This window comes from Streptomyces sp. W1SF4, assembly GCF_003950035.1.
GTDB classification, from domain to species: Bacteria; Actinomycetota; Actinomycetes; order Streptomycetales; family Streptomycetaceae; genus Streptomyces; species Streptomyces racemochromogenes.
Window position 1 is genome coordinate 4,300,385 of the sequence record NZ_CP034350.1, and the last position, 26,259, is coordinate 4,326,643.

24 protein-coding genes are annotated in these 26,259 nt (G+C 73.1%); 14 read left to right on the forward strand and 10 right to left on the reverse strand.

Annotated elements, in window-relative coordinates:
- Positions 1 to 70 precede the first annotated feature (70 nt).
- A complete protein-coding gene (locus D1J60_RS20105; RefSeq protein ID WP_125822037.1) occupies positions 71 to 3,082 on the reverse strand; it encodes a BTAD domain-containing putative transcriptional regulator in 3,012 nt (1,003 codons plus the stop codon).
- Between the two features lie 228 nt (positions 3,083 to 3,310).
- Between D1J60_RS20105 and D1J60_RS20110 the strand changes: the two genes are divergently transcribed.
- Together D1J60_RS20110 and D1J60_RS20115 are read left to right on the forward strand one after the other, a co-directional pair.
- Positions 3,311 to 4,537 carry an amidohydrolase family protein gene (locus D1J60_RS20110; protein WP_125822038.1) on the forward strand — a complete coding sequence of 409 codons (1,227 nt, stop codon included), beginning with the start codon at positions 3,311 to 3,313 and terminating at the stop codon, positions 4,535 to 4,537.
- A gap of 110 nt (positions 4,538 to 4,647) precedes the next feature.
- The gene (locus D1J60_RS20115) at positions 4,648 to 4,848 is read left to right on the forward strand and encodes a type II toxin-antitoxin system VapB family antitoxin (protein WP_125822039.1); all 201 of its coding nucleotides are present in this window, start codon (positions 4,648 to 4,650) and stop codon (positions 4,846 to 4,848) included.
- A 71-nt stretch (positions 4,849 to 4,919) separates the two neighbouring features.
- On the opposite strand, the gene D1J60_RS20120 is transcribed toward D1J60_RS20115, so the two are convergent.
- The gene (locus D1J60_RS20120; RefSeq protein WP_125822040.1) at positions 4,920 to 6,008 is read right to left on the reverse strand and encodes an alpha/beta hydrolase; all 1,089 of its coding nucleotides are present in this window, start codon (positions 6,006 to 6,008) and stop codon (positions 4,920 to 4,922) included.
- A 211-nt stretch (positions 6,009 to 6,219) separates the two neighbouring features.
- On the opposite strand from D1J60_RS20120, the gene D1J60_RS20125 reads away from it, so the two are divergent.
- Both D1J60_RS20125 and D1J60_RS20130 read left to right on the forward strand, forming a co-directional pair.
- On the forward strand, positions 6,220 to 6,429 hold the full coding sequence (locus tag D1J60_RS20125) for a helix-turn-helix transcriptional regulator (protein WP_125822041.1): 210 nt from the start codon (positions 6,220 to 6,222) through the stop codon (positions 6,427 to 6,429).
- 14 nt (positions 6,430 to 6,443) lie between these two features.
- On the forward strand, positions 6,444 to 6,686 hold the full coding sequence (locus tag D1J60_RS20130; protein ID WP_125822042.1) for a DUF397 domain-containing protein: 243 nt from the start codon (positions 6,444 to 6,446) through the stop codon (positions 6,684 to 6,686).
- Positions 6,687 to 7,175: 489 nt separating this feature from the next.
- On the opposite strand, the gene D1J60_RS20140 is transcribed toward D1J60_RS20130, so the two are convergent.
- Entirely contained in the window at positions 7,176 to 7,502 is a 327-nt protein-coding gene (locus D1J60_RS20140) for a hypothetical protein (protein ID WP_125822043.1), read from the reverse strand.
- Between the two features lie 582 nt (positions 7,503 to 8,084).
- Here D1J60_RS20140 and D1J60_RS20145 point away from each other — a divergent pair.
- Entirely contained in the window at positions 8,085 to 8,954 is an 870-nt protein-coding gene (locus D1J60_RS20145; RefSeq protein WP_241253333.1) for a trypsin-like serine protease, read from the forward strand.
- Positions 8,955 to 8,957: 3 nt separating this feature from the next.
- Here the strand turns inward: D1J60_RS20145 and D1J60_RS20150 are convergent, their stop codons facing one another.
- Positions 8,958 to 9,818 (reverse strand): LysR family transcriptional regulator, encoded by an 861-nt coding sequence (locus tag D1J60_RS20150; RefSeq protein WP_125822044.1) that lies wholly within the window; start codon positions 9,816 to 9,818, stop codon positions 8,958 to 8,960.
- Between the two features lie 69 nt (positions 9,819 to 9,887).
- Between D1J60_RS20150 and D1J60_RS20155 the strand changes: the two genes are divergently transcribed.
- Entirely contained in the window at positions 9,888 to 10,844 is a 957-nt protein-coding gene (locus D1J60_RS20155) for an EamA family transporter (RefSeq protein WP_241253334.1), read from the forward strand.
- A 16-nt stretch (positions 10,845 to 10,860) separates the two neighbouring features.
- On the opposite strand, the gene D1J60_RS20160 is transcribed toward D1J60_RS20155, so the two are convergent.
- Both D1J60_RS20160 and D1J60_RS20165 read right to left on the reverse strand, forming a co-directional pair.
- Positions 10,861 to 11,766, reverse strand: a complete 906-nt coding sequence (locus D1J60_RS20160) for a hypothetical protein (RefSeq protein WP_125822045.1) — start codon at positions 11,764 to 11,766, stop codon at positions 10,861 to 10,863.
- A 249-nt stretch (positions 11,767 to 12,015) separates the two neighbouring features.
- Complete coding sequence (locus D1J60_RS20165; protein ID WP_125603591.1) at positions 12,016 to 12,456, reverse strand: NUDIX domain-containing protein; 441 nt, start codon at positions 12,454 to 12,456, stop codon at positions 12,016 to 12,018.
- Positions 12,457 to 12,776: 320 nt separating this feature from the next.
- On the opposite strand from D1J60_RS20165, the gene D1J60_RS20170 reads away from it, so the two are divergent.
- The gene (locus D1J60_RS20170) at positions 12,777 to 13,694 is read left to right on the forward strand and encodes a L,D-transpeptidase family protein (protein WP_345500172.1); all 918 of its coding nucleotides are present in this window, start codon (positions 12,777 to 12,779) and stop codon (positions 13,692 to 13,694) included.
- Here D1J60_RS20170 and D1J60_RS20175 read toward each other — a convergent pair.
- The 3 genes from D1J60_RS20175 to D1J60_RS20185 all read right to left on the reverse strand — a co-directional run bounded on the left by D1J60_RS20175 (position 13,666) and on the right by D1J60_RS20185 (position 15,110).
- Positions 13,666 to 14,349 carry a hypothetical protein gene (locus tag D1J60_RS20175; protein ID WP_241253585.1) on the reverse strand — a complete coding sequence of 228 codons (684 nt, stop codon included), beginning with the start codon at positions 14,347 to 14,349 and terminating at the stop codon, positions 13,666 to 13,668. The genes D1J60_RS20170 and D1J60_RS20175 overlap by 29 nt on opposite strands.
- Before the next feature lie 126 nt (positions 14,350 to 14,475).
- On the reverse strand, positions 14,476 to 14,856 hold the full coding sequence (locus tag D1J60_RS20180; protein WP_206436544.1) for a hypothetical protein: 381 nt from the start codon (positions 14,854 to 14,856) through the stop codon (positions 14,476 to 14,478).
- Positions 14,853 to 15,110: a hypothetical protein gene (locus D1J60_RS20185; RefSeq protein ID WP_125822046.1), complete on the reverse strand. Its 258-nt coding sequence runs from the start codon at positions 15,108 to 15,110 to the stop codon at positions 14,853 to 14,855. Before D1J60_RS20185 ends, D1J60_RS20180 begins: the two co-directional genes overlap by 4 nt.
- Positions 15,111 to 15,288: 178 nt before the next feature.
- Between D1J60_RS20185 and D1J60_RS20190 the strand changes: the two genes are divergently transcribed.
- The 5 genes from D1J60_RS20190 to D1J60_RS20215 all read left to right on the forward strand — a co-directional run bounded on the left by D1J60_RS20190 (position 15,289) and on the right by D1J60_RS20215 (position 21,917).
- Positions 15,289 to 16,236: an LLM class F420-dependent oxidoreductase gene (locus D1J60_RS20190; RefSeq protein WP_206436545.1), complete on the forward strand. Its 948-nt coding sequence runs from the start codon at positions 15,289 to 15,291 to the stop codon at positions 16,234 to 16,236.
- 9 nt (positions 16,237 to 16,245) lie between these two features.
- Positions 16,246 to 17,043: an SDR family NAD(P)-dependent oxidoreductase gene (locus D1J60_RS20195; protein ID WP_125822047.1), complete on the forward strand. Its 798-nt coding sequence runs from the start codon at positions 16,246 to 16,248 to the stop codon at positions 17,041 to 17,043.
- A 115-nt stretch (positions 17,044 to 17,158) separates the two neighbouring features.
- On the forward strand, positions 17,159 to 18,283 hold the full coding sequence (locus tag D1J60_RS20200) for an LLM class flavin-dependent oxidoreductase (RefSeq protein WP_125822048.1): 1,125 nt from the start codon (positions 17,159 to 17,161) through the stop codon (positions 18,281 to 18,283).
- Between the two features lie 425 nt (positions 18,284 to 18,708).
- A complete protein-coding gene (locus tag D1J60_RS20210; RefSeq protein WP_125822050.1) occupies positions 18,709 to 20,445 on the forward strand; it encodes a D-aminoacylase in 1,737 nt (578 codons plus the stop codon).
- A complete protein-coding gene (locus tag D1J60_RS20215; protein ID WP_125822051.1) occupies positions 20,442 to 21,917 on the forward strand; it encodes an aldehyde dehydrogenase family protein in 1,476 nt (491 codons plus the stop codon). Before D1J60_RS20210 ends, D1J60_RS20215 begins: the two co-directional genes overlap by 4 nt.
- A 50-nt stretch (positions 21,918 to 21,967) precedes the next feature.
- Here D1J60_RS20215 and D1J60_RS20220 read toward each other — a convergent pair whose 3' ends face one another.
- On the reverse strand, positions 21,968 to 23,842 hold the full coding sequence (locus tag D1J60_RS20220) for a hypothetical protein (protein WP_206436546.1): 1,875 nt from the start codon (positions 23,840 to 23,842) through the stop codon (positions 21,968 to 21,970).
- A 354-nt stretch (positions 23,843 to 24,196) separates the two neighbouring features.
- Here D1J60_RS20220 and D1J60_RS20225 point away from each other — a divergent pair, with 354 nt between their 5' ends.
- Together D1J60_RS20225 and D1J60_RS20230 are read left to right on the forward strand one after the other, a co-directional pair.
- Positions 24,197 to 25,792, forward strand: coding sequence for an APC family permease (locus tag D1J60_RS20225; RefSeq protein WP_125822052.1), 1,596 nt, complete (start codon positions 24,197 to 24,199; stop codon positions 25,790 to 25,792).
- A 153-nt stretch (positions 25,793 to 25,945) separates the two neighbouring features.
- Positions 25,946 to 26,251 (forward strand): hypothetical protein, encoded by a 306-nt coding sequence (locus D1J60_RS20230; protein ID WP_241253335.1) that lies wholly within the window; start codon positions 25,946 to 25,948, stop codon positions 26,249 to 26,251.
- The last annotated feature ends 8 nt before the right edge of the window (positions 26,252 to 26,259 follow it).

The window sequence follows — 26,259 nt, forward strand, 5'->3', positions numbered from 1 at the left end:
GGCGATAAACGAACGATGAACGTCCACGTCCATCGCGCGGCGGCCACCCGGCCCCCCGGAAACCAGCCGGTCAGGCGGCCAGCTCCGACGCCAGCAGGGCCCGCACCTCGGACAGTTCCGCCGACCCGAGCTGGGCGAAGACCGTCTCCGCGTCCCGCCAGCACGCCCGCGCCCGGTCCGGCTGTCCCAGCCGCCGCAGCGCCTTCCCCAGGACCGTCAGCACGGTCGCCCGGCGCCACTCCCCGCCGATGCCGCGCAGCGCGATGGCCTGCTCGGCGTGCTTGGCGGCCAGGGTGGGCCGCTCCGCCGCCAGATGGGCCTCCGCGAGCCGGAAGTGCGTGACGCCCTCCCACAGCGGCTGCCGGTTGTCGTGGAAGAGGGACAGGGCCTCGCCGAGCTGGTCCAGGGCCTCGCCGAGCCGGCCGGCCTGGGTGAGGGCGATGCCGAGAGCGTAGCGGCCGTTGGCCAGGCGCAGGGTCAGGCCCATCCGGTCGTAGACGGCGATGCCCTGCCGGGCCAGGTCTATGGCGCTGTCCAGGCGGCCCAGGCCGACGTGGATGCGGGAGAGGTTGCACAGGGCGCTGGCCTCGCCGATGTGGTTGTCGTCGGCGCGGAAGCTCTCTATGGCCTCCAGCAGGTAGCGCTCGCCGTCCTCGTAGCGGTTCTGGTAGAGGGCGATGATGCCCCGGTCGTTGGGTGCCCAGCAGCTGGGCAGCGGGTCGCCCGCCCCGCGGGCCAGGTCCATGGCCTGGCGGGCCTGCTCGTCGGCCTCGGCGAAGCGGCCGGCGAACAGGTGGACCATGGTGAGGGTGGTGCGGGCCCGGCCCTCCGAACGCGGGTCCCGGGCGGCGCGGGCGGCCTCGCACAGGGTCAGCGCGGCGGACTCGTACTGCTTGGAGTTGGCGCCGGACTCGGCGAGGTCCTTGGCCGCCCACAGCAGGTCCACGGCCCGGCGCAGGGCGTCCGGCCGGCCGGCGGACTGGCGTGCGCAGGCGAGCAGCGGGTCGGCCTCGGCGAAGAGCCAGTCCAGGGCGGTGCGGGGGTCGCTGAGGACCAGGCCCGGGTGGCGGGTGGCGCTGAGGTGGGCCGGGAGCCGGTCACCGGGGCGTTCGACCGCGTACACGCGGGCGGCGGTGGCGAGGTAGAAGTCGAGGAGCCGGTCGAGGGCGTCGGTCCGGCCGGCGGGCCGCTCGTCGCGTTCGGCGCACGCACGCGCGTAGAGCCGTACGAGGTCGTGGAAGCGGTAGCGGCCGGGTGCGGCGGATTCCAGCAGGGAGCAGTCGACTAAAGCCTCCAGGAGGTCTTCGGTCTCGTGCTCGGGGAGGTCGAGGACGGCGGCCGCGGCGGCGAGGGAGACGTCGGGGCCGTCGGCGAGGCCGAGGAGGCGGAAGGCGCGCTGCTGGGCGGGCTCCAGCTGGCCGTAGCCGAGCTCGAAGGTGGCCTTGACGGCGAGGTCGCCGGCCTGGAGCTCGTCGAGGCGGCGGCGTTCGTCGGCGAGCTTGGCGGCGAGGACGGAGACGGTCCAGGTGCGGCGGGCGGCGAGCCGGGACGCGGCGATGCGGATGGCCAGCGGCAGGAAGCCGCAGGCGCCGACGACGTCGAGGGCGGCCTGCCGTTCGGCGCCGACCCGTTCGGCGCCGACGATGCGGGTGAACAGCTGTAGCGCCTCCTCGGGGCTCATCACGTCGAGGTCGACGAGGTGGGCCCCGGCGAGACCCGACATCCGGACCCGGCTGGTGACGAGGGCGGCGCAGCCGGCGGTCCCGGGCAGCAGCGGCCGGACCTGGGCGGCGTCGCGGGCGTTGTCGAGCAGGACCAGGACGCGGCGGCCGTCGAGGATGGAGCGGTAGAGCGCGGCCCGGTCGGCGGGGGAGTCCGGGATGGAGCTGTCGGGGGTGCCAAGGGCGCGCAGGAAGGAGCCGAGGACGGCTTCGGGGAGGGCGGGGCGGGGTTCGGTGCCCTGGAGGTCGACGTAGAGCTGCCCGTCGGGGAAGTGCGGCCGGGCGGCGTGGGCGACGTGCACGGCGAGGGTGGTCTTGCCGACGCCGCCGATGCCGGCCAGCGCGGAGACGGCCATGACCTGTCCCTCGGCACCGGCGAGGATCTCCCCGAGTTCCGCGACGAAGGGGGCGCGGCCGGTGAAGTCGGGCACGGTGGCGGGCAACTGGGCGGGCCTCACGGGGACGGGCGCGGCGGAGGGGGCGGGGTCCTCGGCGCGGGCCAGTTCGGCGTCGGCGTTCAGGATCCGCTGCTGGAGCGCGGACAGCTCGGGCCGCGGGTCGACGCCGAGCTCGTCGGCGAGGAGCCGGCGGGTGTCCGCGTACACGGCGAGGGCCTCGGCCTGGCGGCCGCTGCGGTAGAGGGCGAGCATCAGCAGCTCGCGCAGCCGTTCCTGGAGGGGGTGCGCGGCGGTGAGGGCGGTGAGCTCGGAGACGGCCTCGGCGTGCTGGCCGACCTCCAGGTCGAGGTCGAGTCGGGTCTCCAGCAGCTGGAGTCGCCACTCGGACAGGCGGGTGCGCTCGGTCTCGGCGTGCGGGCCGGGGACCCCGGCAAGGGGTTCGCCGTCCCACATCTCCAGGGCGCGGGCCAGCAGCGTACGGGCGAGGGCGCGGTCGCCGGTGGCGCGGGCCTTCTCGGCGTCGGCGGCCAGGCTGCGGGCGATCCCGAGGTCGAGGGCCTCCTGGTGGCGCAGCCGGATGGCGTAGCCGCCGGCGTCGCTGACGAGCAGCCCGGGTTCGAGGACCTTGCGGAGCCGGGAGGCGTACGTGCGGATGGTGGCGAGGGCCTGCTGCGGGGGGTCCTCGCCCCAGATGGCGTCGATCAGCTCGGGCGCGGTGGCGGTGCGGCCGTCGCGCAGCAGCAGGACGGCGAGCAGGGCGCGCTGCTGGGGGCTGCCGGAGGGCAGCGCCTCGCCGCCGCGCCAGGCGCGGACGGGGCCGAGGACGGCGAAGCGGTTGTCGGAGGGGGCGGGGGCGCTCGCGCCCGGCGTGGTGCCCGCTCCGGTTCCGGCTCCGGTGCCGATGCGGGGCGGGGCCGCGTCGGGGTTGCTCCGCTGCTGCGGGATGGGCGGTACGCCGTCCAACTGTCGTCCCCCCTGCCTTCCGTCGGTTCAAGGGTCAGTCTGCCCTGTGTTGCACGTACAAGTCAGCCCGCGGCGGAGCCAACCGTTCCTGGCCGAAGTGCGACTGCGGCGGGACTTCAGCGGGACTGCGGCGGAACTGCGGTGGGACTTCGGCGGTACTTCGGCGGTACTTCGGTCCAGCCGTGCGAATAGCTGACGGTTCGTCAGTTCAACGCTACCGTGGAACGCATGGAGACCTTCCCGAAGATCATCTCGGTGGACGACCACACGGTTGAGCCCCCCCACGTCTGGCGGGACCGGCTCCCGTCCAGGTACCGCGACACCGGCCCCCGGATCGTCCGCGCCCCCCTCAAGGAAATGACCTTCCTCGGCGGGAAGTTCGCGCCCGTCATGGGCGCCAGGGGCGACGACGGCCCGATCGGCGACTGGTGGGTGTACGAGGACCTGCACCGGCCGCTCACCCGCCTCGACACCGCGGTGGGGTACGACCGCGACGAGATCAAGCTGGAAGTCATCACCTACGAGCAGATGCGCCCGGGCTCCTTCTCGGTTCCCGAGCGGCTCGCCGACATGGACGTCAACCACGTCCAGTCCGCTCTCTGCTTCCCCACCTTCCCGCGCTTCTGCGGCCAGACCTTCACCGAGGCCAAGGACCGCGAGCTCGGGCTGCTCGGCGTACGCGCCTACAACGACTGGATGGTCGAGGAGTGGTGCGGGCCCGAGGCGCACGGCCGCCTCATCCCGCTGACCCTGATCCCGCTGTGGGACGCCCGGCTGGCCGCCGAGGAGGTCCGCCGCAACGCCGCCCGGGGCGTGCGGGCCGTCGCCTTCTCCGAGATACCCCCACACCTGGGACTGCCGTCGATCCACACCGACGCGTGGGACCCCTTCCTCCAGGCGTGCGACGAGACGGGCACGGTCATCGCCATGCACATCGGCTCCTCGTCGCGCATGCCCTCCACCTCGGCGGACGCCCCGCCGGCCGTCGGGTCCACCATCACCTTCGCCAACTGCTGCTTCTCGATGGTGGACTGGCTGATGAGCGGCAAGTTCGAGCGCTTCCCCAACCTGAGGATCATGTACGCCGAGGGCCAGATCGGCTGGATCCCCTACATCCTGGAGCGCGCGAACGTGGTCTGGGAGGAGAACCGCGGCTGGGGCGGCGTCGCCGACAAGGTCCACCGCCCGCCGTCCGAGCTCTTCGCCGAGCACGTCTACGGCTGCTTCTTCGACGACGCCTTCGGGCTGCGCAACCTGGGTGACATCGGGGTGGGCAACGTCCTCTACGAGACGGACTACCCGCACTCGGACTCCACCTGGCCGAAGTCGAGGGAGGTCGGCGAGGCCCAGATGGGCCACCTGGACCCGGACGTCGTGGACCGCATCGTCCGCGGCAACGCCATCGACCTGCTGGGTCTCACGGCGGAGGGGCTGTGGGCGGGGGCGGGGGCGTAGGGGGGTGAGGGGGTCCTGCTTTCGGCCGCGGAGTACGACATCCGGGGCGGGCGTCTCGGTATTGTCCCGGCGGGCGGAGGCAGGTAGTCCCCGCGCTCAGGAGGTTCGCCATGGCCAGGACGACGATCGACGTGGACGATGCCCTGCTGGCGGAGGCGGCGGAGATCTTCGGCACGAAGACGAAGGTCGCCACGGTCAACGCAGCCCTTCAGGACGCCGTCAACCGCCGCAAGCGGACGGAGTTCCTGGACCGGCTCGCCGAAGGCGGGCTGCCGGACCTGACCGGTCCGGTAGAGCGGCCGGGGGCCTGACAGGCGAGGGTGCGGGGCGGCCCGTGCGATGGGTCGTGCCGCGCGGGACGGCGGACTGACTCGCCTCGCGGTCAGGCTGTGGCGGCCGGGGTGGCCGTCACCGCCGGGTGGACGTGGGTGAGGAGGAGGTCCAGGAAGCGGTCCGGGTGGCGCAGGGCCGCGAAGTGGCTCGCGTCCTGGATCAGTGCGAAGGCCTTGCGGGGAGCGTCGACCGCGTCGAAGTACGCCTTCGCGCGGGCTGCCGGGGTGATCACGTCCTGGGCGCCCTGGAAGACGAAGAAGGGGATGCGGAAGGTGGTCCCGTCGGCCCAGACGTCGATGTCATGGGAGCCGGGGGTGACGGTCTCCGAGAAGGCCTGCGCTTTGAAGTACGCCGCGATCGTGCGGAGGGAGTACAGCGGCGACAGCCAGAGCGAGCCGAGAATGACCTTCTTCACGGTGTCCAGCGTCAGCGGGTCGCTGCCTGCACACAGCTTGTCGTACGCGGTCCGCTGCTTCGAGGTCCAGCGGCGCGGGTCCGGGCCCATGGCCTCGATCTCCGCCGCCTGCTTGGCCTTGCCCGCCGCCCGGAGCCGGTCGAGGGTGGCGTCGTACGCGGTGGTGTCGCGGCCCCCCTCCAGGACGTTCTGGTCGGTGCCGACGTACGCCGAGTAGAGCTCGGGGTGGCTGCGGGCCAGGCGGAGCCCGAAGACGGTGCCGAAGGAGCTCGCCAGGAGCACGACCCGGTCCACGCCGAGGCGCTCGCGGACGTGGTGGGTGACCTCCAGGGCGTCGGCGTACAGCTGCGCGAAGGTGGCCGGCCCCGGGCCCTGTGCGGCCGCGCCGCCGTTGGCGAAGGTGAGGCCGGCGCCGCGCATGTCCCACCGGACGAGGGTGAAGTGCCGCTCCCAGGACCGGGTACGGGCACCGTAGGGGGAGTCGGCGGCACCGGGACCGCCGTGGATCTCCAGGAGTACCGGGTTCGCCCGGTCCTCGCCCCGGATGGAGATCCACTGCTCGATCCCGCCGATGGTGACGAATCCCTGCTCGTCGATGCCGTTCGGCGTCCCGATCCGCATCAGGCGCGCGTTGGCGGCGCGGCGGAGGGCGCGGTGGGTGAGGAGGGCGGCGGCGGGTGCGGTGAGGGCGGTGGCGATGGCGGCGGTGGTGGCGATCAGCATTACTGTTTCCCCCGGACACTGTTTGGCTGTTGAGGGGGAGCTTACGGGAAACCGGTGGGTTGTAAAGGCCATTGCTGATCGCGGCTGGTCGAGTTTGACCGAGCTGCTGCTACAGGCCGCGCTGTACGAGTGGAGGTACTGCTCCGGGGGGAGGGGTCGCCCTGAACATGGCGCGGAGGTGCGTGAGTTGAGGGTGTCCGAGGTGGAGCGTGTGAACGACACCGGCTGTGAGACCGAAGAGGACCAGGACTTCGAGGACCCGAACGGGTCCCTGCGCAGCTTCGCGGCCGTCCTCAAGGCCTTCTGGAAACGCGCCCGCCTGACCCAGGAGGGCCTGGGCGAGCTGATCGGATACTCCCCGCAGTACATCGCCTCGGTGGAGCAGGCCGCCGCTACCCGAGTGAACGGCTGGTGGAGCTGAACGCGAGGGACGCTATGAGCAACGCCGATCTGCGCTGGTTCAAGAGCGGCTCCAGCAGTGGCGACGGCGATAATTGCGTCGAAGTAGCCCTCTCCTGGCGCAAGTCGACGTACAGCAGCGCCGACGGTGACGACTGCGTCGAGGTGGCCGCCTGCACGGACACGGTCCACGTCTGGGACTCCAAGGTGGCGGCCGGTCCCGAGCTGGCCCTCGCCCCTGCGGCCTGGGTGGCCTTCCTCGGCGGAGTCACGGGCTGACGGGGTTCCGGCCGGACGGTCTCAGAGAAGGTGTGGGGCTTTCCCGTCAGTCTCATCGTCCTTCCGCGTCGGGCCGGCCTGTCAAGGGCGCTCCTTCGTCGCGTCGCTTCGCGATGGCCTTCGGCCACCCTTGACAGGCCGTCCCGCCACGGAAAAACGAAGACTGCCGGGAAACCCCCAAAAGGACGGCACGGTCCATGGTGAAGGGACGGCCGCGTCAGCGACGAGGCGAGGGGCCGGGGGCCGGCTGCCTGCGCCGCATGCCGATCAGAGCGGCCCGGGGAGCCGCCAGGGCGCGACAGATCGCTACGCGCTCCTCAGATCTCAGCGTCCGCCGACCGCCCGTGGCGGATACCCGCACCAGAGGACGAAATGAGCAGCCCGGGAGTCCGGCAGGCGCGACAGATCGCTACGCGCTCCTCTCTCTCGGCGGCCGACGCGCCGTCCAGGGCTGATACCCGCACCAGAGGACGAACAGAGCAGCTCAGGTCACGTCCAGCCGGTGGCGGCGTGGATCAGGTCGCGCTCTGCGGGGGTGGGGAGGCGGAAGGCCAGCCGTTCGCCGTACCAGTCGAGGATGCCGCGACGGAGCTCGGCTGCCAGACCGTCCAGCCCATCGGTCTCGAACATGTCGTTGGCGTCCGCCGGCCGCCCCGGTGCCGCCGTCTGGAAGAGGACGACCTGGATGTGGTCGAAGGCCTTCCCGCTCTTGTCGTAGGTGAGCTCGCCCGCCGTGATCTGGAGGTAGAACGCGACCCCCTCGGCGTCCTCGCCGATGCCCAGGACGCCGTCCAGGTCCGCGTACTTCCCGCTCATGTGCCCATTGTCCTCACGTATCAGCCCTGGACGGCCGTCGGCCGCCGAGAAACGAGGAGCGCGTAGCGGTCTGTCGCGCCCGTCGGATCCCTTGGCGGCTCTGTTCGTCCTCGCGTGCGGGTACCAGCCCAAGACGGTCGTCGGACGCTGAGAAATGAGAAGCGCGTAGCGATCTGTCGCGTCTGGGGGGCTTCCTGGGCTGCTCTGGTCGTCCTCTCGTGCGGATTGTCGCGCCCCTGGCCCTGAATCCGGACTCTTGAGGCCCCGGATGTCGGGCGGGCCGGCACCCGGCTCCTCGCCTGGTCCCTGAGAAGGCTGTCCTCCTCCTCTGGACCGTGCCGTTTCTTTGGGGGTTTCCCGGCAGTCTTTCGGCTTTCCGGTTCGGGTCGGTCGGTCAAGGGTGGCCGACGGCCATCGCGTAGCGACGCGACCGAAGGGAGCGCCCTTGAGGGACCGGCCCGAACCGGAAGGACGATGGGACTGACGGGAAGCCCCCGACCTGCTCTGATCCGGCCAGGCTGAATCCCGCCAACCCGGTGCCGACCAGCCCTTCGGCCTTGCACCTTGGCATGCTCGCGGGGCATGCTCGCCGGGGCGAAGCGGGAGGGGATCATGGCGGTGGACAAGCGGTCCGTGGTGACGGGAGTGCTGTGCGCACTGGCGGCGCTCGGCGCCTCGGCGGCGGTGGCTGAGTTGGCTCCGCCACCCGAGGCGGCCGCGCCCGTGCGCGCCAAGTCGGCAGCGCCCGCGGCGTCGCCGACCGGGCCGTCGCGGGCGCAGGTGTCCAAGCCGCAGCTCGCCACGCCTCCGCCGGCCGCCGCGAGCCCCCAGCCCGGCGTGCCCGTCGCGTTCACCGGCGCCCTCTTCACCGGCGGCCTGGACGGCGAGCACTTCTGCACCGCCACCGTCGTGCGCAGTCCCGGCAAGAACCTGATCGTCACCGCCGGCCACTGCCTGATGGAGGGCAAGCAGACCGGCGGCAAGGGCGCCGTCTTCGCCCCCGGGTACGTGAACGGGACCGCCCCCTACGGGGTGTGGAAGATCGAGGAGGTCTTCGAGGACGAGCGCTGGGCCGAGGGCACCGACGACGACTACGACCTCGCCTTCGCCCGTCTCGCCCCCGACGACAAGGGCCGTACCGTCGAGGCCGTCACCGGTGGCGCGCCCCTGGACACCTCCGGCCGTGCGGGCGAGGAGGTCACGGTGACCGGTTACCCCGCCGACCGCAAGGTCCCGCGTACCTGCACGTCCGTCGCCGTCCGCACCGGCGAGCGGGAGCAGCGCTTCGACTGCTCCGACTTCCCGGGCGGCACCAGCGGCAGCGCCTGGATCGGCCGGGACGGGAAGATCATCGGCATTCTGACCGGCGGGGACACGGACGACGTCTCCACCAGCACGGTCCTCGGCGACTACGCCGCCAAGCTCTACGCGCGGGCCTCGGGCCAGCGCTGAGTCTCAGGCCTGCCCGTCCAGGACCTCCCGCGTCAGCGTGAGGAGGGCCGGTAGGGCGGGGTGGGGCGGGCCCTCGCGCCAGGCGAGGACGACGGGGACGGGCGGGGCGTCGGCCAGGGGGCGGTAGACCAGCGACGGGTGCGCGTGGTTGCTCGGGGTCGCCGAGGTGGTGATGCCCAGGGCGCGCCCGGCGGCGATGGTCATCAGCCACTCGTCGGTGTTCGTCACCTCGATCACCGGTGCGGGGCGGCCCGTCGCGGGCCACAGGTCCAGGGTGGTGGTCCCGGAGACGGTGTTCAGGGCGATGGGGCGGCCCGTGAGGTCGGCCAGGGTGAGGCGCGGGAGTGCGGCCAGCGGGCTGTCGGCCGGCATGACCACCACCCGGTCCTCCTCCAGCAGCAGCGCGGTGCGCAGTCCGGGCGCGGTGACGGCGCCGCGCAGCAGGGCCGCGTCGACCTTGCCCTGGGTGAGGCCGGCGGTGGGGTCGTCGACGCGGAGCAGCTCCAGCGGGACGTCCGGGCGGGACTCGTCCCAGCGGCGCAGCAGCGGGACCGTGTGGTCGCCGAGCGCCGCCCAGGTGTGGCCCAGGCGCAGGGGCCAGCTCCGTAGTCCGCCGGGGTCGAGGGCGGCGTCCACGGCGGCGACGGCGGCACGGGCCTTGTCGCGGAACGTACGTCCCTGCGCGGTGAGTTCCAGGTGGTGCGTGGAGCGGTCGACGAGGCGGGCGCCGAGGTGGTCCTCCAGTTGGCGCAGGGTCCGCGACAGTGCGGGCTGGCCGATGTGGAGGCGGGCGGCGGCGCGGGTGACGTTGCCCTCGTCGGCGATGGCGAGGAAGGCGCGCAGGTGCCGCAGCTCGATGGTCATGCCTGGGGAGCATAACCGGGCGCCATTCGGCATTTCACACGGCACGGCCCGGTTCCTAGCGTGAAAGCCATGACCTCCACGCCCTCCACGCCCTCCACGACCTCCGTGACCTCCACGACCTCCACGCCCTCCGTGCCTTCGGGTACCACGACTCCTGCCCCCGCCGCCCGCCTCCTGCGCCGCCCCGCCGGCCGCGGCACCCTCGGCGGGGTCGGGCTGGTGCTGGCCGGGACGCTGTCGGTGCAGTTCGGGTCGGCCTTCGCCGCGCTGCTGTTCCCCCGGGCCGGGGCCCTGGGGACGGTCGCGCTGCGGGTGGCCTTCGCCGCGGTGCTGCTGCTGGTTGTCGCCCGGCCCCGGCTGCGCGGGTACGCGCCCGGCGACTGGGCGGTGGCCGTCGGCTTCGGCCTGGCCCTGGGCGGCATGAACCTGCTCTTCTACCAGGCCGTCGACCGGATCCCGCTGGGCGCGGCGGTCACCTTCGAGGTGCTCGGGCCGCTGCTGCTGTCGGTGGGGGTCTCGCGGCGCGCGGCGGGCCTGCTGTGGGCGGCGCTGGCGCTGGCCGGGGTGTTCCTGCTGGGCGGGGGCGGCTTCGACGGGCTCGGGGCGGCGGGCGTGGCGTTCGCGCTGGGCGCCGGCGCGATGTGGGCGGCGTACATCGTCCTGGCCGCCCGGGCGGGCTCCCGGTTCCCGCGCCTGGACGGGCTGGCCGTCGCGATGGCCGTCGCCGCCCTGGTCGCCCTGCCGCTCGGCATGGGGTCGGCGGGTACCGCCCTGCTGGAGCCGGGCGTGCTCGCCCTGGGCCTGGCCATCGCGGTGATGAGCTCGGGGGTGCCGTACACGCTGGAGCTGTTCGCCCTGCGCAGGCTGCCCGCGGCCACCTTCGCGGTGCTGGCCAGCCTGTCCCCCGCCGTCGCGGCGGTGGCCGGCTACCTGGTGCTGGACCAGGGCCTTACGCCCGTCCAGTGCGCGGCGGTCGCACTCGTCGTCGTGGCGAGCGCGGGCGCGGTGCGCACCGGCGGGCGGTAGGGCGGGCGCCGCGGTCTCAGACGCCGCCCTCGATGAGCGTCCAGCCCGAGGAGACCTGGGGCAGCGGGCCGACGTTGGTGTAGTTGCCGTTCACGAGCGTCGAGGTCCAGGCGGTTCCGTCGTTCTTGTAGAAGAACAGGCTGTCGGAGGTGCGGCCCACCTTGTCCCAGACACCGCTCGTGCCGATCTTGCGGAAGGCGATGCCGCCGCCGTCGACGGCCTTGGACACCCGGAACTCCAGTCCACCGCCGACTCTCGCCCAGGACAGCAGGGAGTCCTTCGTGGCGGTCAGCTCGCCCAGGAAGTCGTCCCTCGGGATGCCGCCCTTGTGCGTGTAGACACCGCCGGAGAGGGTCCCGTACCCCACGTTGCTCCAGGGGAATTCGGTCGAACCGTGCCGCGCCGCCGCGACCAGCGTGTCGCAGGAGGCGGCCATGGTGCCCCAGCCCGAGCTGAAGTTGTCGTAGACGCGGCTCTCCCGGTACAGGCCGCCCTTGAGGGTGCCCGTGACGCCGTGACCGTCGTCCTTGTAGAAGATCACGGAGTCGCCGGACGCCTCGACGAAGGTCCAGCCCTTGGAGAAGTCGTCGTACTTCTCGCTGCGGGTGTACTTGCCGTTCGTGAAGGTGCCGGTCTCGCCGGCGCCGGTCTTCGCGTTGTAGAGCACGAGCGAATCGCGGCTGGCAGCCGCGTGCGTGTAGCCGGTCGGGAGGTGCAGCGCCTCCTTGTACTGCCAACGGCCGTTGGTGAGGGTTCCGGTGCCGGCTTCGCCGCTGCCGGACTTGTAGAACAGGATCGAGTTGTTCGGCGTGCTCTGGTTGCAGTACGGCGAGGCGGCGCTCGCGGGCTGGAGCGGGCCGGCCAGCAGGACTGCCGTCGCGGAAGTGGCCGTGGCAAGCGCGACCACCAGGGATTTCCTCATGGATGCTCCCCTTTCCTCGCACTCGGACGCGTGCGGCGGCCCCGTCGGGGCGTGCCGCAGCGGTGCGGTCTGAAGGAGGACGTTCCTGCGCGCGGGCCCGCCGCCCCCCGCGGCACCGGCCGTCGCTGCTGCGCGAACGTCCTCGTTCATCCTGCGCCGCCCGGCTCCGCCCCGCATCTCGGCCGCGCGGACGACGCGGACCCCCCGCCGGGCCGGGCCGGGCCGGGGCGCCGTGAGGCGATCAGGCCGTCAGGCGATCAGGCCCAGGTGGACCGGTTCGGCGGGGGTGCGGGCGAGGAGTTCCGGCAGGCGCGGGGGCCAGAGGGGTTCGCCGAGGCCGGCCAGGCGCTCGGGGGAGAGCCACTGCCAGTGGATGCCGGGCTCCTCGAGGACCGGCTCGCGGTGGGGGCCGGTGGTGACGTAGATGTGCTCGTGCTGGCGCACCGGGATGCCCTGGTGGGTGAAGTCGTGCTCCCAGGTGCACAGCAGCCGCTGCGGTTCCAGGTCGGTCCAGCCGGTCTCCTCGCGCAGCTCGCGCCGCACGCACTGCTCCGGGGTCTCGCCCGGGTCGATGCCGCCGCCCGGGGGCAGCCAGTGGATGCCGACCTCCACGTTGTTCTCGCGGAACAGGAACACCGATCCGCTGGGGGAGAGGACGACAATGCGCGCTGCCTGACGTGGAGTTCTCATCAGATCAGGGTAGGCCGGGCGGTACCGGGACGGGAGGGGTCGGCGGCACCCCGAGGGGCGCCGCCGACCCCTCCCTACGCCGCCTGGAGCACCAGGGCCGCGCGGACCGCCGGCACACCGCCGGCGAGGGCGCCGGGCCAGGCCCGTCCATCGTCGCCTCCCTCGCCCGGGCGCACGGCGCACGGCGCGCGGCTGCTCGCCGAGGCCGATCCGGAACCGGACGGCGGGCTCACCGTCAGCCTCCGCTTTCCGGCGCCGCACCGGGTGCGGGAGGCCGCCGTTCGCGGAGAACGATGATCACCTGATGTACCTTCGGGTGGATGAGCAAGCACGCCCGAGCCCGCTCCCGCTTCCGGACCGGCGACCGTACGCAGTCCCGTACGGGCCCCCGCGCGGCCGACCGCCGGCGTTCCGCTTCGGCCGGCCGGCCGCCGAAGGCGCTGATCGCCGTGGCCGCCCTCGGCCTGCTGACCTTCGCCGCCGCCTGGCTGCACGCCCTGCACGAACAGCCCGGCGCGCCCGTCCCGGCGGCCCGCTCGGACGCCCGCCCGCAGGCCCAGGGCGCGGCCCCGCGGGAGCAGCCGCAGGCGCAGGGCGGCGCCCCGGGCCACGCCGCGCGCGGCACCCCCCGGGCGGACGCCCTCCAGGGCCTGCCGGACACCCTCAGCGCGGCGACCCGCGCCCGGATCCCGGCGACCGCACGCCAGCTGGTGCTGGTCACCGGCAAGGCGAAGGACTCCTCGGACTCCACCGTCACCTTCTTCACCCGCCCCGCCGCGGGCAAGGACTGGACCGCGGCCGGGCAGTGGCCCGCCCGCAACGGCGCCAAGGGCTGGTCCGCCGAGCGGGAGCGCGAGTACGGGGACCTGACCTCCCCGGAGGGCGTGTACTCCCTCACCGACGCGGGCGGCCTGCTGCCGCCCCCGCCCGGCACGAAACTCCCGTACGACCAGGACCGCGGCTTCGTCCCCTCGGGCCGGGGCGTGAACGGCGAGTCCCTGGACGGCTCCTTCGACTACGTCGTGGCGATCGACTACAACCGCCGCAAGGGGGTCTCCCCGCTGGACCCGGGCATGCCGGAGGGCGAGGACAAGGGCGGCAACATCTGGCTCCACGTCGACCACGACGGCCCCTCCCAGGGCTGCGTGGGCCTGCCCAGGGAGGCGATGGAACAGCTGCTGCGCACCCTGGACCCGGCGGCGAAGCCGGTCATCGCGATGGGTCCGGCAGGCTTCTGACGCCGGCACGGGCACCGCTACCGGCACCGGCACCGCTACCGGCACCGCTACCGGCACCGACCCCGGGCCGCAGCACCAGCAGCCCCACGTAGACGAGGTCGAAGACGCAGCACAGCACCCCCAGCCCGAGCACGAACCCGTTCCCCTCCAGCACCCCGAACAGCACGGTCGGCGCGAGGGTGCCGAGCCATTTGGCGACGGCGATGAGCGGCGACTGCCCGTGCGGGCCGAGCCGGGCGGCGTACATGCCGATGAACAGGCCGGACATCAGCAGGTTCTGCAGGAACGCCGAGTAGCGGCTGGCGTCGTGCGTCCCGAAGTGCGCGACGAACAGCAGCTGCACGGCGAAGCCGGCGCCGAGGAGCAGCGCGCCCCAGGCGGCGAACAGCGGCCGGGTGACGAAGCCGGGCAGCCCGGCCCGGCCGTGGCGGAGCCAGGTGTAGATGATCAGGGTGTCGGCGACGGCCCACACCACGTTGACCACGCCCTGCGGGGAGAGCCCGGTACGGACGTCGTCGACGGCGTAGACGACCTCCCAGGCGAAGTTCAGCGCGAGCGCGGCGACGGGCATGGCGTACGTCCGGTCCCGCAGCCCGACCCGCACGGCCTCGACGTACACGACGGTCCAGGCGACCCCGCTGATGAGCGTCAGCATCAGTTCCACGCGCGCACCCTAGGCGCTCCGCGCCCGGCCGGACAGCCCCTGGGGGAGGGCGGCGGGTCAGGCGTCGTCGGGACGCTCCGGGTCATGTCCTGGGCATGGGCTCCTCGTCGGCGTCGGTCATGGGTTGAGGTCGAGGATCCGGACCCGCTCGCCGGCCCACCGCTTCGGTTCCGTGGTCGCGACGATCGCGCCGTCCGGCCGGTCGGGGGTGGGCTGCGCGGCGTGGAGGCAGTGGGCGGCGGCCCAGGTCTCCTGCCGTGAGACGGCCAGCGCGGCGGGCAGATCCAGGTCGAGGACGATCATGCCGGGCAGGGCCGCGAGGTGTTCCGCCGTACCTGGCCGGGTCCGGTCGGCCTCGACCAGCGCGCAGGACGGGGCGTACAGGAACCAGCCGGACTCGGCGTGAGCGCGGTGGATGAGGCGCGAGGCCAGGACGTTTCCCCGGCCGGCCGCGGTCATGGCCGACTCGTCCAGCACGATGTGCACGGGCTCGGTCACCGGGGCCTCGCCCCGTGCAGTCGGCGGTCCAGCTCGTCGTCCAGCGCCTGCTGTTCGGCTTCCGTCGGTGCGTAGCCGTTCCAGTCGCGCAGCAGTACGCGGGCGCGTTCGGCGCGTTCGGCGCGTTCGGCCGGGGTGAACAGGGTCTCGGCCAGGCGGGCCAGGTAGGCGCGGAGGGACAGTCCCTCGCCGGCCGCTATGGCGGCGAGCCTGTCCTTGGCTTCCTCGGGAATCCGGATGTTCGCGTCGGGCATCGTCGTGCTCCTTCCCGTTCCCGCAGCGTATGGGTGCGTACCCGTACCCGTACCCGGATCCACCGGTGTTCACCCCATCGGGTGCGCGGCGCCCACCCCTTGCCTGACGGACCGTCAGCTACGACGATGGCCCGGCACCGCACGACGAACCGGCATACGAAGGCGAGGCGGGCCCGGCATGGCACGCGTGTTTCCGGAAGGCCGGCTGGAGTACGGGATGCAGCTCCCGGTCCAGTCGCAGAGCACCCTCTACGCCGAGCCCTGGGAGGCCTCGGCCGGCGCGGCCGATCTCGCCGAGGTGGCCCGCGCCGCCGACCGGGCCGGCTTCGGGTACGTGGCCACCTGCGACCACGTGGCCATCCCGCGCCGCCTCGCCGGCCCCATGGGCACCGTCTGGTACGACCCCGTCGCCACCCTGGCGTTCCTGGCCGGGATCACCGAGCGGGTGCGGCTGCTGAGCCACGTCGCGATCGTCGGCCTGCGGCACCCGCTGCTCACCGCCAAGCAGTACGCGACCCTCGACCACCTCTCCGGCGGCCGGCTGGTCCTCGGGGTCGGTGCCGGGCACGTCCAGGAGGAGTTCGAGGTGCTCGGCGTCGACTTCGAGCGCCGCGGGGCCGTCCTGGACGAGAGCCTGGACGCGCTGCGCGCCGCCCTCGGCCCGCAGGAGTACCCGGAGTTCGAGGGGGAGCGGTTCTCCTTCCGGGACCTCGGCCAGCTGCCCCGCCCCGCGCAGGAGCGGATCCCGGTCTGGGTCGGCGGCTCCTCCCCGGCGGCCGTCCGCCGGGCCGCCGTGCGCGGCGACGGCTGGCTGCCGCAGGGCGACCCGCGCGAGCGGATCCCGGGGCAGGTGGCCCGGATCCGGGAGCTGCGGGAGGCGGCCGGGGTGGAGGGCCCGTTCGAGGTCGGCGCGATCACCGAGCCGCTGTACGTCGGGGAGCCCGGCTGGGACACCGGCCGCCGGACCCTGACCGGCAAGGCGGAGGTGCTCGCCGAGTCCCTCCGGGAGTACGCGGCGCTGGGCGTGGACCAGGTCCAGGTCCGCTTCCGCAATCGCGACCGCGCCGAACTCGTGGACCAGATCACCGCTTTCGGGGCCGAGGTGGCCCCCCTCCTCAACGACTAGGAGCACGCGATGGGCAAGCTGGACGGGCGCGTCGTCGTCATCACCGGCGCGGCGCGCGGCCAGGGCGAGCAGGAGGCCCGCCTCTTCGCCGCCGAGGGCGCACGGGTGCTGCTGGGCGACGTGCTGGACGAGCAGGGCGCGGCCGTCGCGAAGGAGATCGCCGCCGAGGCGGGCGCGGACCGGGTGCGGTACGTACGGCTCGACGTGAGCCGGGAGGAGGACTGGGCGGCCGCGGTCGCCGCGGCGAAGGAGGCCTTCGGCCGGATCGACGGGCTGGTCAACAACGCGGGCATCCTGCGCTTCAACGAGCTGGCCGCCACCCCGCTGGAGGAGTTCCGCCAGGTGGTCGAGGTCAACCAGATCGGCGCCTTCCTCGGTATCAGGGCGCTCGCCCCCGAGATCGGGGCGGCCGGCGGCGGGACCATCGTCAACACCTCCTCCTACACCGGTCTGACGGGCATGGCGTACGTGGGCGCGTACGCGGCGACCAAGGCGGCGGTCCTGGGGCTGACGCGGGTGGCGGCACTGGAGCTGGCCGCGAGGAACATCCGCGTCAACGCGATGTGCCCGGGCGCGGTGGACACCCCCATGGCCAACCCCGGGCTCCTCGACCCGGCGGGGATGACGGACGAGGCCAGGGATGCGATGGCCGAGCTGTACAAGCGGGTGGTCCCGCTGGGCCGGGTGGGGCGGCCGGAGGAGATCGCGAAGCTCGCCCTCTTCCTGACCGGCGACGACTCCTCGTACATCACCGGTCAGCCCTTCGTGGTGGACGGCGGCTGGACGGCGGGCGTCAGCATTGTCTGACGGCGTGTCAGATAACCCGTTACGACTCTCTTGACTGTCCCGCCCCGGCGGTGGAACAGTCGGACGCATCGCAGCATCTGACGCAACGTCAGAAACCTAAGGACGGTGAACCCCCTTGGAATTCGGGCTCTTCGTGCAGGGATACGTGCCTGAGGCGCGGTCCAAGGTCGACCCCGAGGCGGAGCACAAGGCGCTGCTGGAGGAGACCGAGTACGTCATCCAGGCCGACAAGTCCGGCTTCAAGTACGCCTGGGCCTCGGAACACCACTTCCTGGAGGAGTACTCCCACCTCTCCGCCAACGAGGTCTTCCTCGGCTACCTCGCCGCCGCCACCGAGCGCATCCACCTCGGCTCGGGCATCTTCAACCCGCTCGCACCGGTCAACCACCCGGTGAAGGTGGCCGAGAAGGTCACCATGCTCGACCACCTCTCCAAGGGCCGCTTCGAGTTCGGCACCGGCCGCGGCGCCGGCAGCCACGAGATCCTCGGCTTCCTCCCCGGCATCACGGACATGAACCACACCAAGGAGATCTGGGAGGAGACCATCGCGGAGTTCCCCAAGATGTTCCTCCAGGAGGAGTACGAGGGATTCCAGGGCAAGCACTGGTCGCTCCCGCCGCGCAAGATCTTCCCCAAGCCGTACGGCAAGGCCCACCCGGCCATGTGGTACGCCGCCGGCTCGCCCTCCTCGTACGCCATGGCCGCGAAGAAGGGCCTGGGGGTGCTGGGCTTCAGCGTCCAGAAGGTCTCCGACATGGAGTGGGTCCTGGAGCAGTACAAGACGGCCATCCAGGAGGCCAAGGCGATCGGCGCCTTCGTGAACGACAACGTGATGGTCACCTCGACCGCGATCTGCGCCGAGACGCACGACAAGGCGGTGGAGATCGCCGTCAACGCGAACATGAACCGCTTCCAGTCGCTGGTGTTCCGCTACCACGACACCTTCCCGCGGCCGGAGGCGATCCCGGAGTGGCCGGAGACCCTGCCGGAGTACAACGCGGAGATCATCGAACTGCTCATCGCGGAGGAGCTGCTGATCTGCGGAGACCCGTCGGAGGTACGGGCGCAGTGCGAGCGGTGGGAGCGGGCGGGGGCGGACCAGCTGTCCTTCGGACTGCCGACGGGGGTGTCGAAGGAGGACACGCTCACCACGATCAAGCTGATCGGCGAACACGTCATCCCGCACGTCGACACCGACCCGGTCCACCGGACCACCCGCTTCCGGCAGGCCGCTTCCTAACGCCGGACTCCGTCCGTCGGACCTGGGGCGGGGTCGGTTCGGGTGGCTGGGGCCGGTGGGTCGTGTGCGGGTGGTGTGCCGCTGCGCGGGGCGGGGTCCCCTACCCGCCCTTCCCCCGTTCCCAGGGGCTCCGCCCCTGACCCCGCGCCTCAGACGCCGGCGGGGCTGGAAGTACGGCGCTCCGCGCCCGGTGCGCTCAAACGCCGCGCGGGCTGGATGTATCCAGCCCCGCCGGCGTTTGAGGCGCGGGGGTCCGGGGGCGGAGCCCCCAGGGGGCCCGGGGCGCAGCCCCGGGCTCTTCCAGCCCCGCCGGCGTCTGAGGCGAGAACGGTTGAAGGGCGGGTAGGGGACCGCCCCGCAGGGCTCGCGCCCCGCCCGGCCGGGGCAACGGCAAGGGACACGGAACCACCCAGGAGGGGAACCGCATGCTCGACCACCTCATCCGCGGAGCGACCGTCGTCGACGGCACCGGCGCCCCGCCGTACCTCGCCGACGTCGGGATCAAGGACGGCCGCATAGCCGTCATAGCCGAGCCGGGCACCACCGCAGAGGCCCGTACCACCGAGGACGCCACCGGCCTCGTCCTCACCCCCGGCTTCATCGACCCCCACACCCACTACGACGCCCAGCTCTTCTGGGACCCCTACGCCACCCCCTCCATGAACCACGGCGTCACCACCGTCGCCGGCGGCAACTGCGGGTTCACCCTCGCGCCCCTCAACCCCGCCCGCCCCGAGGACGCCGACTACACCCGCCGCATGATGAGCAAGGTCGAGGGCATGGCCCTCGCCGCGCTCGAGGAGGGCGTCGACTGGTCCTGGTCCACCTTCGGCGAGTACCTCGACGCCCTCGAAGGCCGCATCGCCGTCAACGCCGGCTTCATGGTCGGCCACTGCGCCCTGCGCCGGCACGTCATGGGCGAGGACGCCGTCGGCGGGCAGCCCACCCCCGCCCAGATGGAGCAGATGCTGGCGCTCCTCCACGAGGCCATGGACGCCGGCGCCTGGGGGCTGTCCACCACCCAGTCCTCCACCCACTCCGACGGCGCCGGCGCCCCCGTCGCCTCCCGGCACGCGAAACCCGCCGAACTCCTCGCGCTCTCCCGCGCCGTCGGCGAACACGAGGGCACCCAGCTCGAAGCCATCGTGGCCGGCTGCCTCGACCAGTTCTCCGACGACGAGATCGACCTCTTCGTCGAGATGAGCGCCGCCGCCGGCCGGCCGCTCAACTGGAACGTCCTCACCATCGACGCCGCCGTCCCCGAACGCGTCCCCCGCCAGCTCGTCCCCAGCGAACGCGCCCGCAAGTCCGGCGGCCGGATCGTCGCGCTGACCATGCCGATCCTCACCCCCATGAACATGTCCCTCGGCACGTTCTGCGCCCTCAACCTCATCCCCGGCTGGGGCGAGGTCCTCGCACTCCCCGTCCCCGAGCGGATCGCCAGGCTCCGCGACCCGGACGTACGCGCCGGGATGCTCCGCCGCGCCGACAGCAAGGAGGCCGGGGTCTTCCGCCGCCTCGCCGACTTCGGCCGCTACGTCATCGGCGACACGTACAGCAAGGAGAACGAGGGGCTCAGCGGGCGCGTCGTCGGCGACATCGCCGCCGAACGCGGCCAGGACGCCTTCCAGTGCCTCGTCGAGATCTGCGCCCACGACGACCTGCGCACCGTCCTGTGGCCCATGCCCACCGACAACGACCCCGCCACCTGGGCCCTGCGCGCCGAGACCTGGCAGCACGAGGACGTCATGCTCGGCGGCTCCGACGCCGGCGCCCACCTGGACCGGATGTGCGGGGCCCCGTACACGACCCGGTTCCTCGGCGACTGCCTGCGCGGCCGCAAGCTCCTCCCGCTGGAGCAGGCCGTACGGATGCTCACCGACGACCCGGCCCGGCTGTTCGGGCTGCGCGAGCGCGGCCGGATCGCCGAGGGCTTCCACGCCGACCTGGTCCTCTTCGACCCGGAGCGCATCGACGCCGGCCCGGCGACCCTCGTCCACGACCTGCCCGGCGACAGCCCCCGGCTGGACGCGCGGGGGATCGGGGTGGTCTCCGTACGCGTCAACGGCGTCGAGACGATCCGCGACGACCAGGTCACCGGCGCGGTCCCGGGGACCGTGCTCCGCTCCGGCCGCGACACCACGACGGTGAGCACCCGATGAACGAGGGCACGGGCACGCAGCGCCTCTACATCGGAGGCGAGTGGGTCGAGCCCGACGGCGGGCACTACGAGGTGGTCAACCCGGCCGACGAGTCCGTCGTCGGCCTGGCCCCCGAGGCCTCCCGCGCCCAGGTCGAGGAGGCGGCCCGCGCCGCCGCCGAGGCCTTCGGCACGTGGTCCCGTACGGCCCCCGAGGAGCGCGCGGCCATCCTCGACCGCGCGGCGGACGTGATCCAGCGGGAGTTCGAACCGTGGGCGGCCCTCGCGCGGGCCGAGACAGGCGCGCCGACGGGCATCGCCCGCGGGATGCAGGTCGGCGTCGGCGTGTCCCGCTTCCGGCGGTACGCGAAGGGCGCCCTGGAGCCGGTGGAGAAGGGGCTCCCGCCGCAGGTCACCGAGGCCGGCCCGATGGGGAAGGCGTCCGTCCTGGGCGCGCTGGAGGTGCGCCAGCCGGTCGGCGTGGTCACCTGCGTCACCTCGTACAACAACCCGTGGGCGAACCCGGCCGGCAAGGTCGCCCCGGCGCTCGCCATGGGCAACACGGTGGTGGTGAAGCCGGCCCCGCAGGATCCGCTGTCGGTGTTCAGGATGGCCGAGGCGCTGCACGAGGCGGGTGTCCCGGCCGGGGTGGTGAACGTGGTCTCCGGCGCCTCGGTGGAGGTCGGCGAGGCGGCCGTGGACTCCCCGTACGTGGACATGGTGTCCTTCACCGGCTCCACGGCCGTCGGGCAGCGCATCGCCGAGGTGTGCGGGCGGAGCATGAAACGGCAGCTGATGGAGCTGGGCGGCAAGGGAGCGGCGATCGTCCTCGAGGACGCCGACCTGGACGCGGCGGTGACGGGGATCGGCACCACCTTCTCCTTCTACAGCGGCCAGATCTGCACCGCTCCCACCCGCGTGATCGTCCACCGGTCGGTGTACGAGCCGCTGGTGGAGAAGCTGCGCGGCTACCTGGCCTTCATGAAGGTCGGCGATCCGGCCGAGCGGGGCACGGTCGTCGGCCCGGTGATCTCGGCGGCGCACCGCGACCGGGTGGAGTCGTACGTGGAGCTGGGCCGCAAGGAGGGCGCGCGGATCGCCTTCGGCGGCGAGCGCCCGGTGGTCGGCGGCGGCCGGGGCTTCTACGTGGCGCCGACGCTGCTGGTGGACTGCACGAACGACATGCGGGTGGTGCGGGAGGAGATCTTCGGCCCGGTCGTGGTCGTGGTCCCGTTCGACGGGGACGAGGAGGAGGCCGTCCGGCTGGCGAACGACAGCGACTTCGGGCTGATCAGCTACGTGTGGTCCGGCGACCCGGCCCGCGCCTTCCGGGTGGCGCGCCGGCTGCGGTCGGGCGGGGTGGGGGTCAACACCATCGGCCGGAACATGGAGGCGCCGTTCGGCGGGTTCAAGCGGTCGGGGGTCGGGCGGGACGTCGGCTCGTACGCGCTGCACGCGTACAGCGAGGTGCAGTCGGTGGTGTGGACGACGTGACGGGGGGAGGAGGGGAGGCGCTCCCCGGGGCGGTCCGCCCCGGGGGTGCCCTACTCCTCCTGGTTCCTGGGGCTGCGGCCCTGCCGCGGCCAGGTGTAGCCGAGGGACTCGGCGAGCCGGCGGTCCCCGCCGGTCAGCCTGGCGTACGTCTTCGGGTCGGCGCTCTCCAGGCGTGCGACGGCCGCTTCGGCCCGGACCTCGGGCGGGCGGCCGTCGTCCGGGAGCTCCCATGCGAACGTCAGGCTCGGCGCGGGGTCCTCGCCCGGTGCGGGCGGGGCGGCCGGGGCGGGCCGGTGGCCGAAGTCCACGGTCACCCGGTCCGGGTCCCGCCAGTCCGTGGTGGCCCGGATCCAGCGCAGTTCCCAGCGGGTCCGCAGCTCCGGCCGGGCCCGCAGGGCCGCCGTGATCCGCCGGGCGGTGCGCCGGGCCGGCCAGGCCCAGGACTCGTCGGCGCGGGCACGCAGGACCTCGGCCCCGTAGGCGGCCGCGTCGAAGCGGAGCTCGGGCGGGGGCGGGCCGGCCGCCCCGCGCCAGCCGTCCCAGACGACCTCGTCCCCGTCGCGTCGGACGGTGACGTACAGGGCGCCGCAGCATCCCTCGGTGCAGTCCGCCTCGGCGAGCTGCACCTCGCGCGGCTCGGGGCCGGGGAGCAGGGCGTCGCCGTCGAGCAGGTGCTCGGGCGGATGCCCGGGGCCCTTGGGGAAGAGGGCCGGTACGAGGGGCCGGCCGTCGATCAGGATCCGGGTCTCGACGGCGGTGCGGGTGTCGGGGTCGCCGGCCACCACCTCGATGCGCAGGGGCGCGGGCGGTACGGGGTGGCCGAAGGGGCGGGTGCGGTTGCGGGCGATCCAGGCGGCGCGCCGGTCGTGGGGTCCGGGCGGGGGTTCGGTGCCCAGGTGCCGTTCGAGGAGGGCGAGCAGCGCCTCCCGCTCGCCGGCGGGCCGGTCGAGCAGTGCGCCGGTGCCGCTGTCCAGGTCCTGGGCGAGGGAGAGGAGGAGCGCCTGGTGGTCGAGGTCCGGGTCGGGCAGGCCCGCCCGCTCCACCACCGTGCGGTACACCTCCGCCGCCGGGCCGTAGTCGAGGAGGTCGGCGCGGTTGTCGTACCGGTTCGCCATGGCGTGCAGCAGCCGCCCGGCGGCCGTGGTGAGGGCGGTGTCGTCGGGGCGGGCGCGCAGGAGGGCGTCGAGCCGGGCGGCCTCGGCGATGCGGCGGGCCTGCCAGCGGACGGCGGTGTCCCGGTCCGGTGCGTTGACGAGGGCGACGAGCGCGTCCCGTACGCGCCGCGTGGCCGGGCCGTCGCCGAAGCCGCCGCCGTCGGGTGTGGCGGCGGCCGCGTCGACGAGCGGGGTCAGGGTGTGGTCGCGGCCGAGGTGGGTCAGGTGCAGCAGGGCGGCCGCCTGCCGGTCGAGGGGGTCGAGTGCGGCCGCGGCCGGGCTGCCGAGTCCGCGGAGCAGGCCGAGGGCCTTGAGGCAGGGCACGTCCTCGGGTTCCCCGAGGCGGATCAGGAGGGCGACGCCGACGCCGACGGCGGTGGGGGTGGTGCCGGTCCGGGTCAGCCGGCGGGCGGCGGCCCGGGCGGCGGGTTCGTCCTCCAGCGGCATCCGGGCGGCCACGGCGCGGACGGTCCGGTCCGGCAGCCCGAGCAGGACGAGCCTGCCGACGGCATGGTGGACGGCCGCGGCGGCCCTGACGGGGTCCGGGTCGGCCAGCGGGCCGGCGAGGGCGGTGGTGACTTCCTCCTGCGCCCGCTCCCAGGTGAGGCGGGGGCCAGAGGGCGGTGTTCCGGTCGCGCGGTCGGGCCCGTCGGGGAGCGGGTAGCCGCGGCGGGGGACACCGCCGTCGGGGTCGCAGCCCCGGCGGAACAGGGCGTAGTCGTACAGGGAGGTGCCGGGAGTGAGCGTCGTCCGCTCGTCGCGGGCGCTCACCGGGCGGGGTGGGACTCGATTCCGTAGGTCATGCCGGGAGCCTGCCAGAGGTGGTCACGGGCCGTCCAGCGGGTTTCACGGGGCGCAGTCGTTTGGGGGCCTGGGGCGGGTTCCGGGGGCTTCGAAAATTGGCGCGGGAAAGTTTGGAAACGGACAATTGGGATACTCCTGCGGTTTCCGCAATCCGGAATGCCTGTCTCGGCACCTGTTGAACCGTGGATGGTTGCCCGTGTGAACCTTGTATTGCCAGTTCATGAACGGATGCGATCTTCGCAATCCAAGGAATTTAGCCCTGTGAATTACCGGACTTAAGTCTTCCGGATCAGGAAACCGCAGCATCTACCGTCCTGTCCCATGACACAGCTGGACGCGCGGCCTCGGGTCGGAGACACGGTAAGCGGCGTCGCCGAGGGCGGCGCCGTACATGCGGCCGGGACCGCAGACGCGGCCGACGTCCGCGGCAAGGGCCTCGGCAAGGGCTCCGTGGGCCTCCTGGGCAGCGCCGTCATCGGCATCTCCACCGTCGCCCCCGTCTACTGCCTGACCTCCACCCTCGGCTCCACCGCCGGCGAGGTCGGCGTCCAGATGCCGGCGGTCTTCCTGGCCGGCTTCCTCCCGATGCTCCTGGTGGCCTTCGCCTACCGCGAGCTCAACAAGGCCGTGCCGGACTGCGGCACCTCGTTCACCTGGACCGTCAAGGCCTTCGGCCCGCGCATCGGCTGGATGTGCGGCTGGGGCCTGGTCATCGCCACGATCATCGTGCTGTCCAACCTGGCGGGCGTGGCCACCTCGTACTTCTGGCTGCTGGCCGGCGAGATCACCGGCAACCCGTCGATCGCCGCCCTCGACGACAACAAGTTCGCCCACATCGCCACCTGCCTGACGCTGATCGCCGTCGCGACCGCCATCAGCTACCGCGGCATGACCGCCACCAAGGGCGTCCAGTACACCCTCGTCGGCCTCCAGCTCGTCGTCCTCGCGGTCTTCGTCGCCATGGCCCTCCAGAAGGCCTCCGCCGGCACCTTCGACACCGGCATCGACTTCTCCTGGCAGTGGATGAACCCCTTCGCGGTCGAGTCCATGGGCGCCTTCACCGCCGGACTCTCCCTCTCGATCTTCATGTACTGGGGCTGGGACGCCTGCCTGGCCACCAACGAGGAGACCACCGGCTCCGCCAAGACCCCCGGCCGCGCCTCCCTCATCGCCATGATCGTCCTGGTCGGCTCCTACCTGGCCACCGGCATCGCCGCCCAGATGGCCGTCGGCTCCGGCACCGAGGGCCTCGGCCTCGGCAACGCCGAGACCTCCGGCAACGTCTTCGCCGCCCTCGCCGGCCCCGTCATGGGCCCCGTCCTCGGCATCCTGCTCTTCGTCGCGGTCCTCGCCTCCGCCGCCGCCTCCCTCCAGACCACCTTCATCCCGGTGGCGCGCACCGTGCTGGCCATGTCCACCTACGAGGCCCTGCCGCCCTCGTACGCCAAGGTCCACCCCAGGTTCAAGACCCCCGGCCGCGCCACCGTCATGGCGGGCATCGCGACCGGCGCCTTCTACACGGTCATGACCCTGGTCAGCGAGAACGTCCTCACCGACACGATCTTCGCGCTCGGCCTGATGATCTGCTTCTACTACTCGCTGACCGCCTTCGCCTGCGCCTGGTACTTCCGCGGCGAGCTGCGCCGCTCCGCCCGCGACCTGTTCTTCAAGGGCGTCTTCCCGGTCCTGGGCGGCCTGCTGCTCGCCGCGGTCTTCTTCAAGACCCTGGCGGACGCGTGGGACCCCTCCTACGGCTCCGGGTCCGACGTCCTCGGCGTCGGCAGCGTCTTCGTCATCGGCGTCGGCCTGCTCGCCCTCGGCCTGGTCGTCATGTTCGTCACCGGCCGCCGCAGCCCCGCCTTCTTCCGCGGCGAGGTCCTGACGAAGTCCACCCCGGCCCTGGTGGTGGAGGACTGACCGCCTGACGCCCCCACCTGCTGTGTCATGACCCGCGGCCCCGGATCGATCCCCCGATCCGGGGCCGCCGGTGTACGCGGGCCAGGTCATCCGATGCGCGGAACGGCCGGGGCGGGCGGTGACCCGGGACACGGGGAGGTCGTTGGGCGGGGCATGAAGGCAATGAAGCGCACCCTCACCGCCCTCGCCCTCACCGGCGGAGCCGCACTCGTACTCACCCCCCTCACCGCCCACGCCGCCGACGGGGGCGAGGGAGCGTCCCTCGGCGGGCAGCCCCCGGTCAAGCGCGTCGTCGGCATCGTCAACCACCCCGGGCAGGCCGTGGACGACACCCGCACCGCCGTGGCCATCACCGGCGCGGCCGTCGGCAGCGCGGCCAACTCCACCAACGGCTCCCTCGCGGGCGCGGGCGGCGCCCTGGACGCCGGCGTCCCGGACGCGCCGAAGGTGAAGGGCTAGCCCGGGCG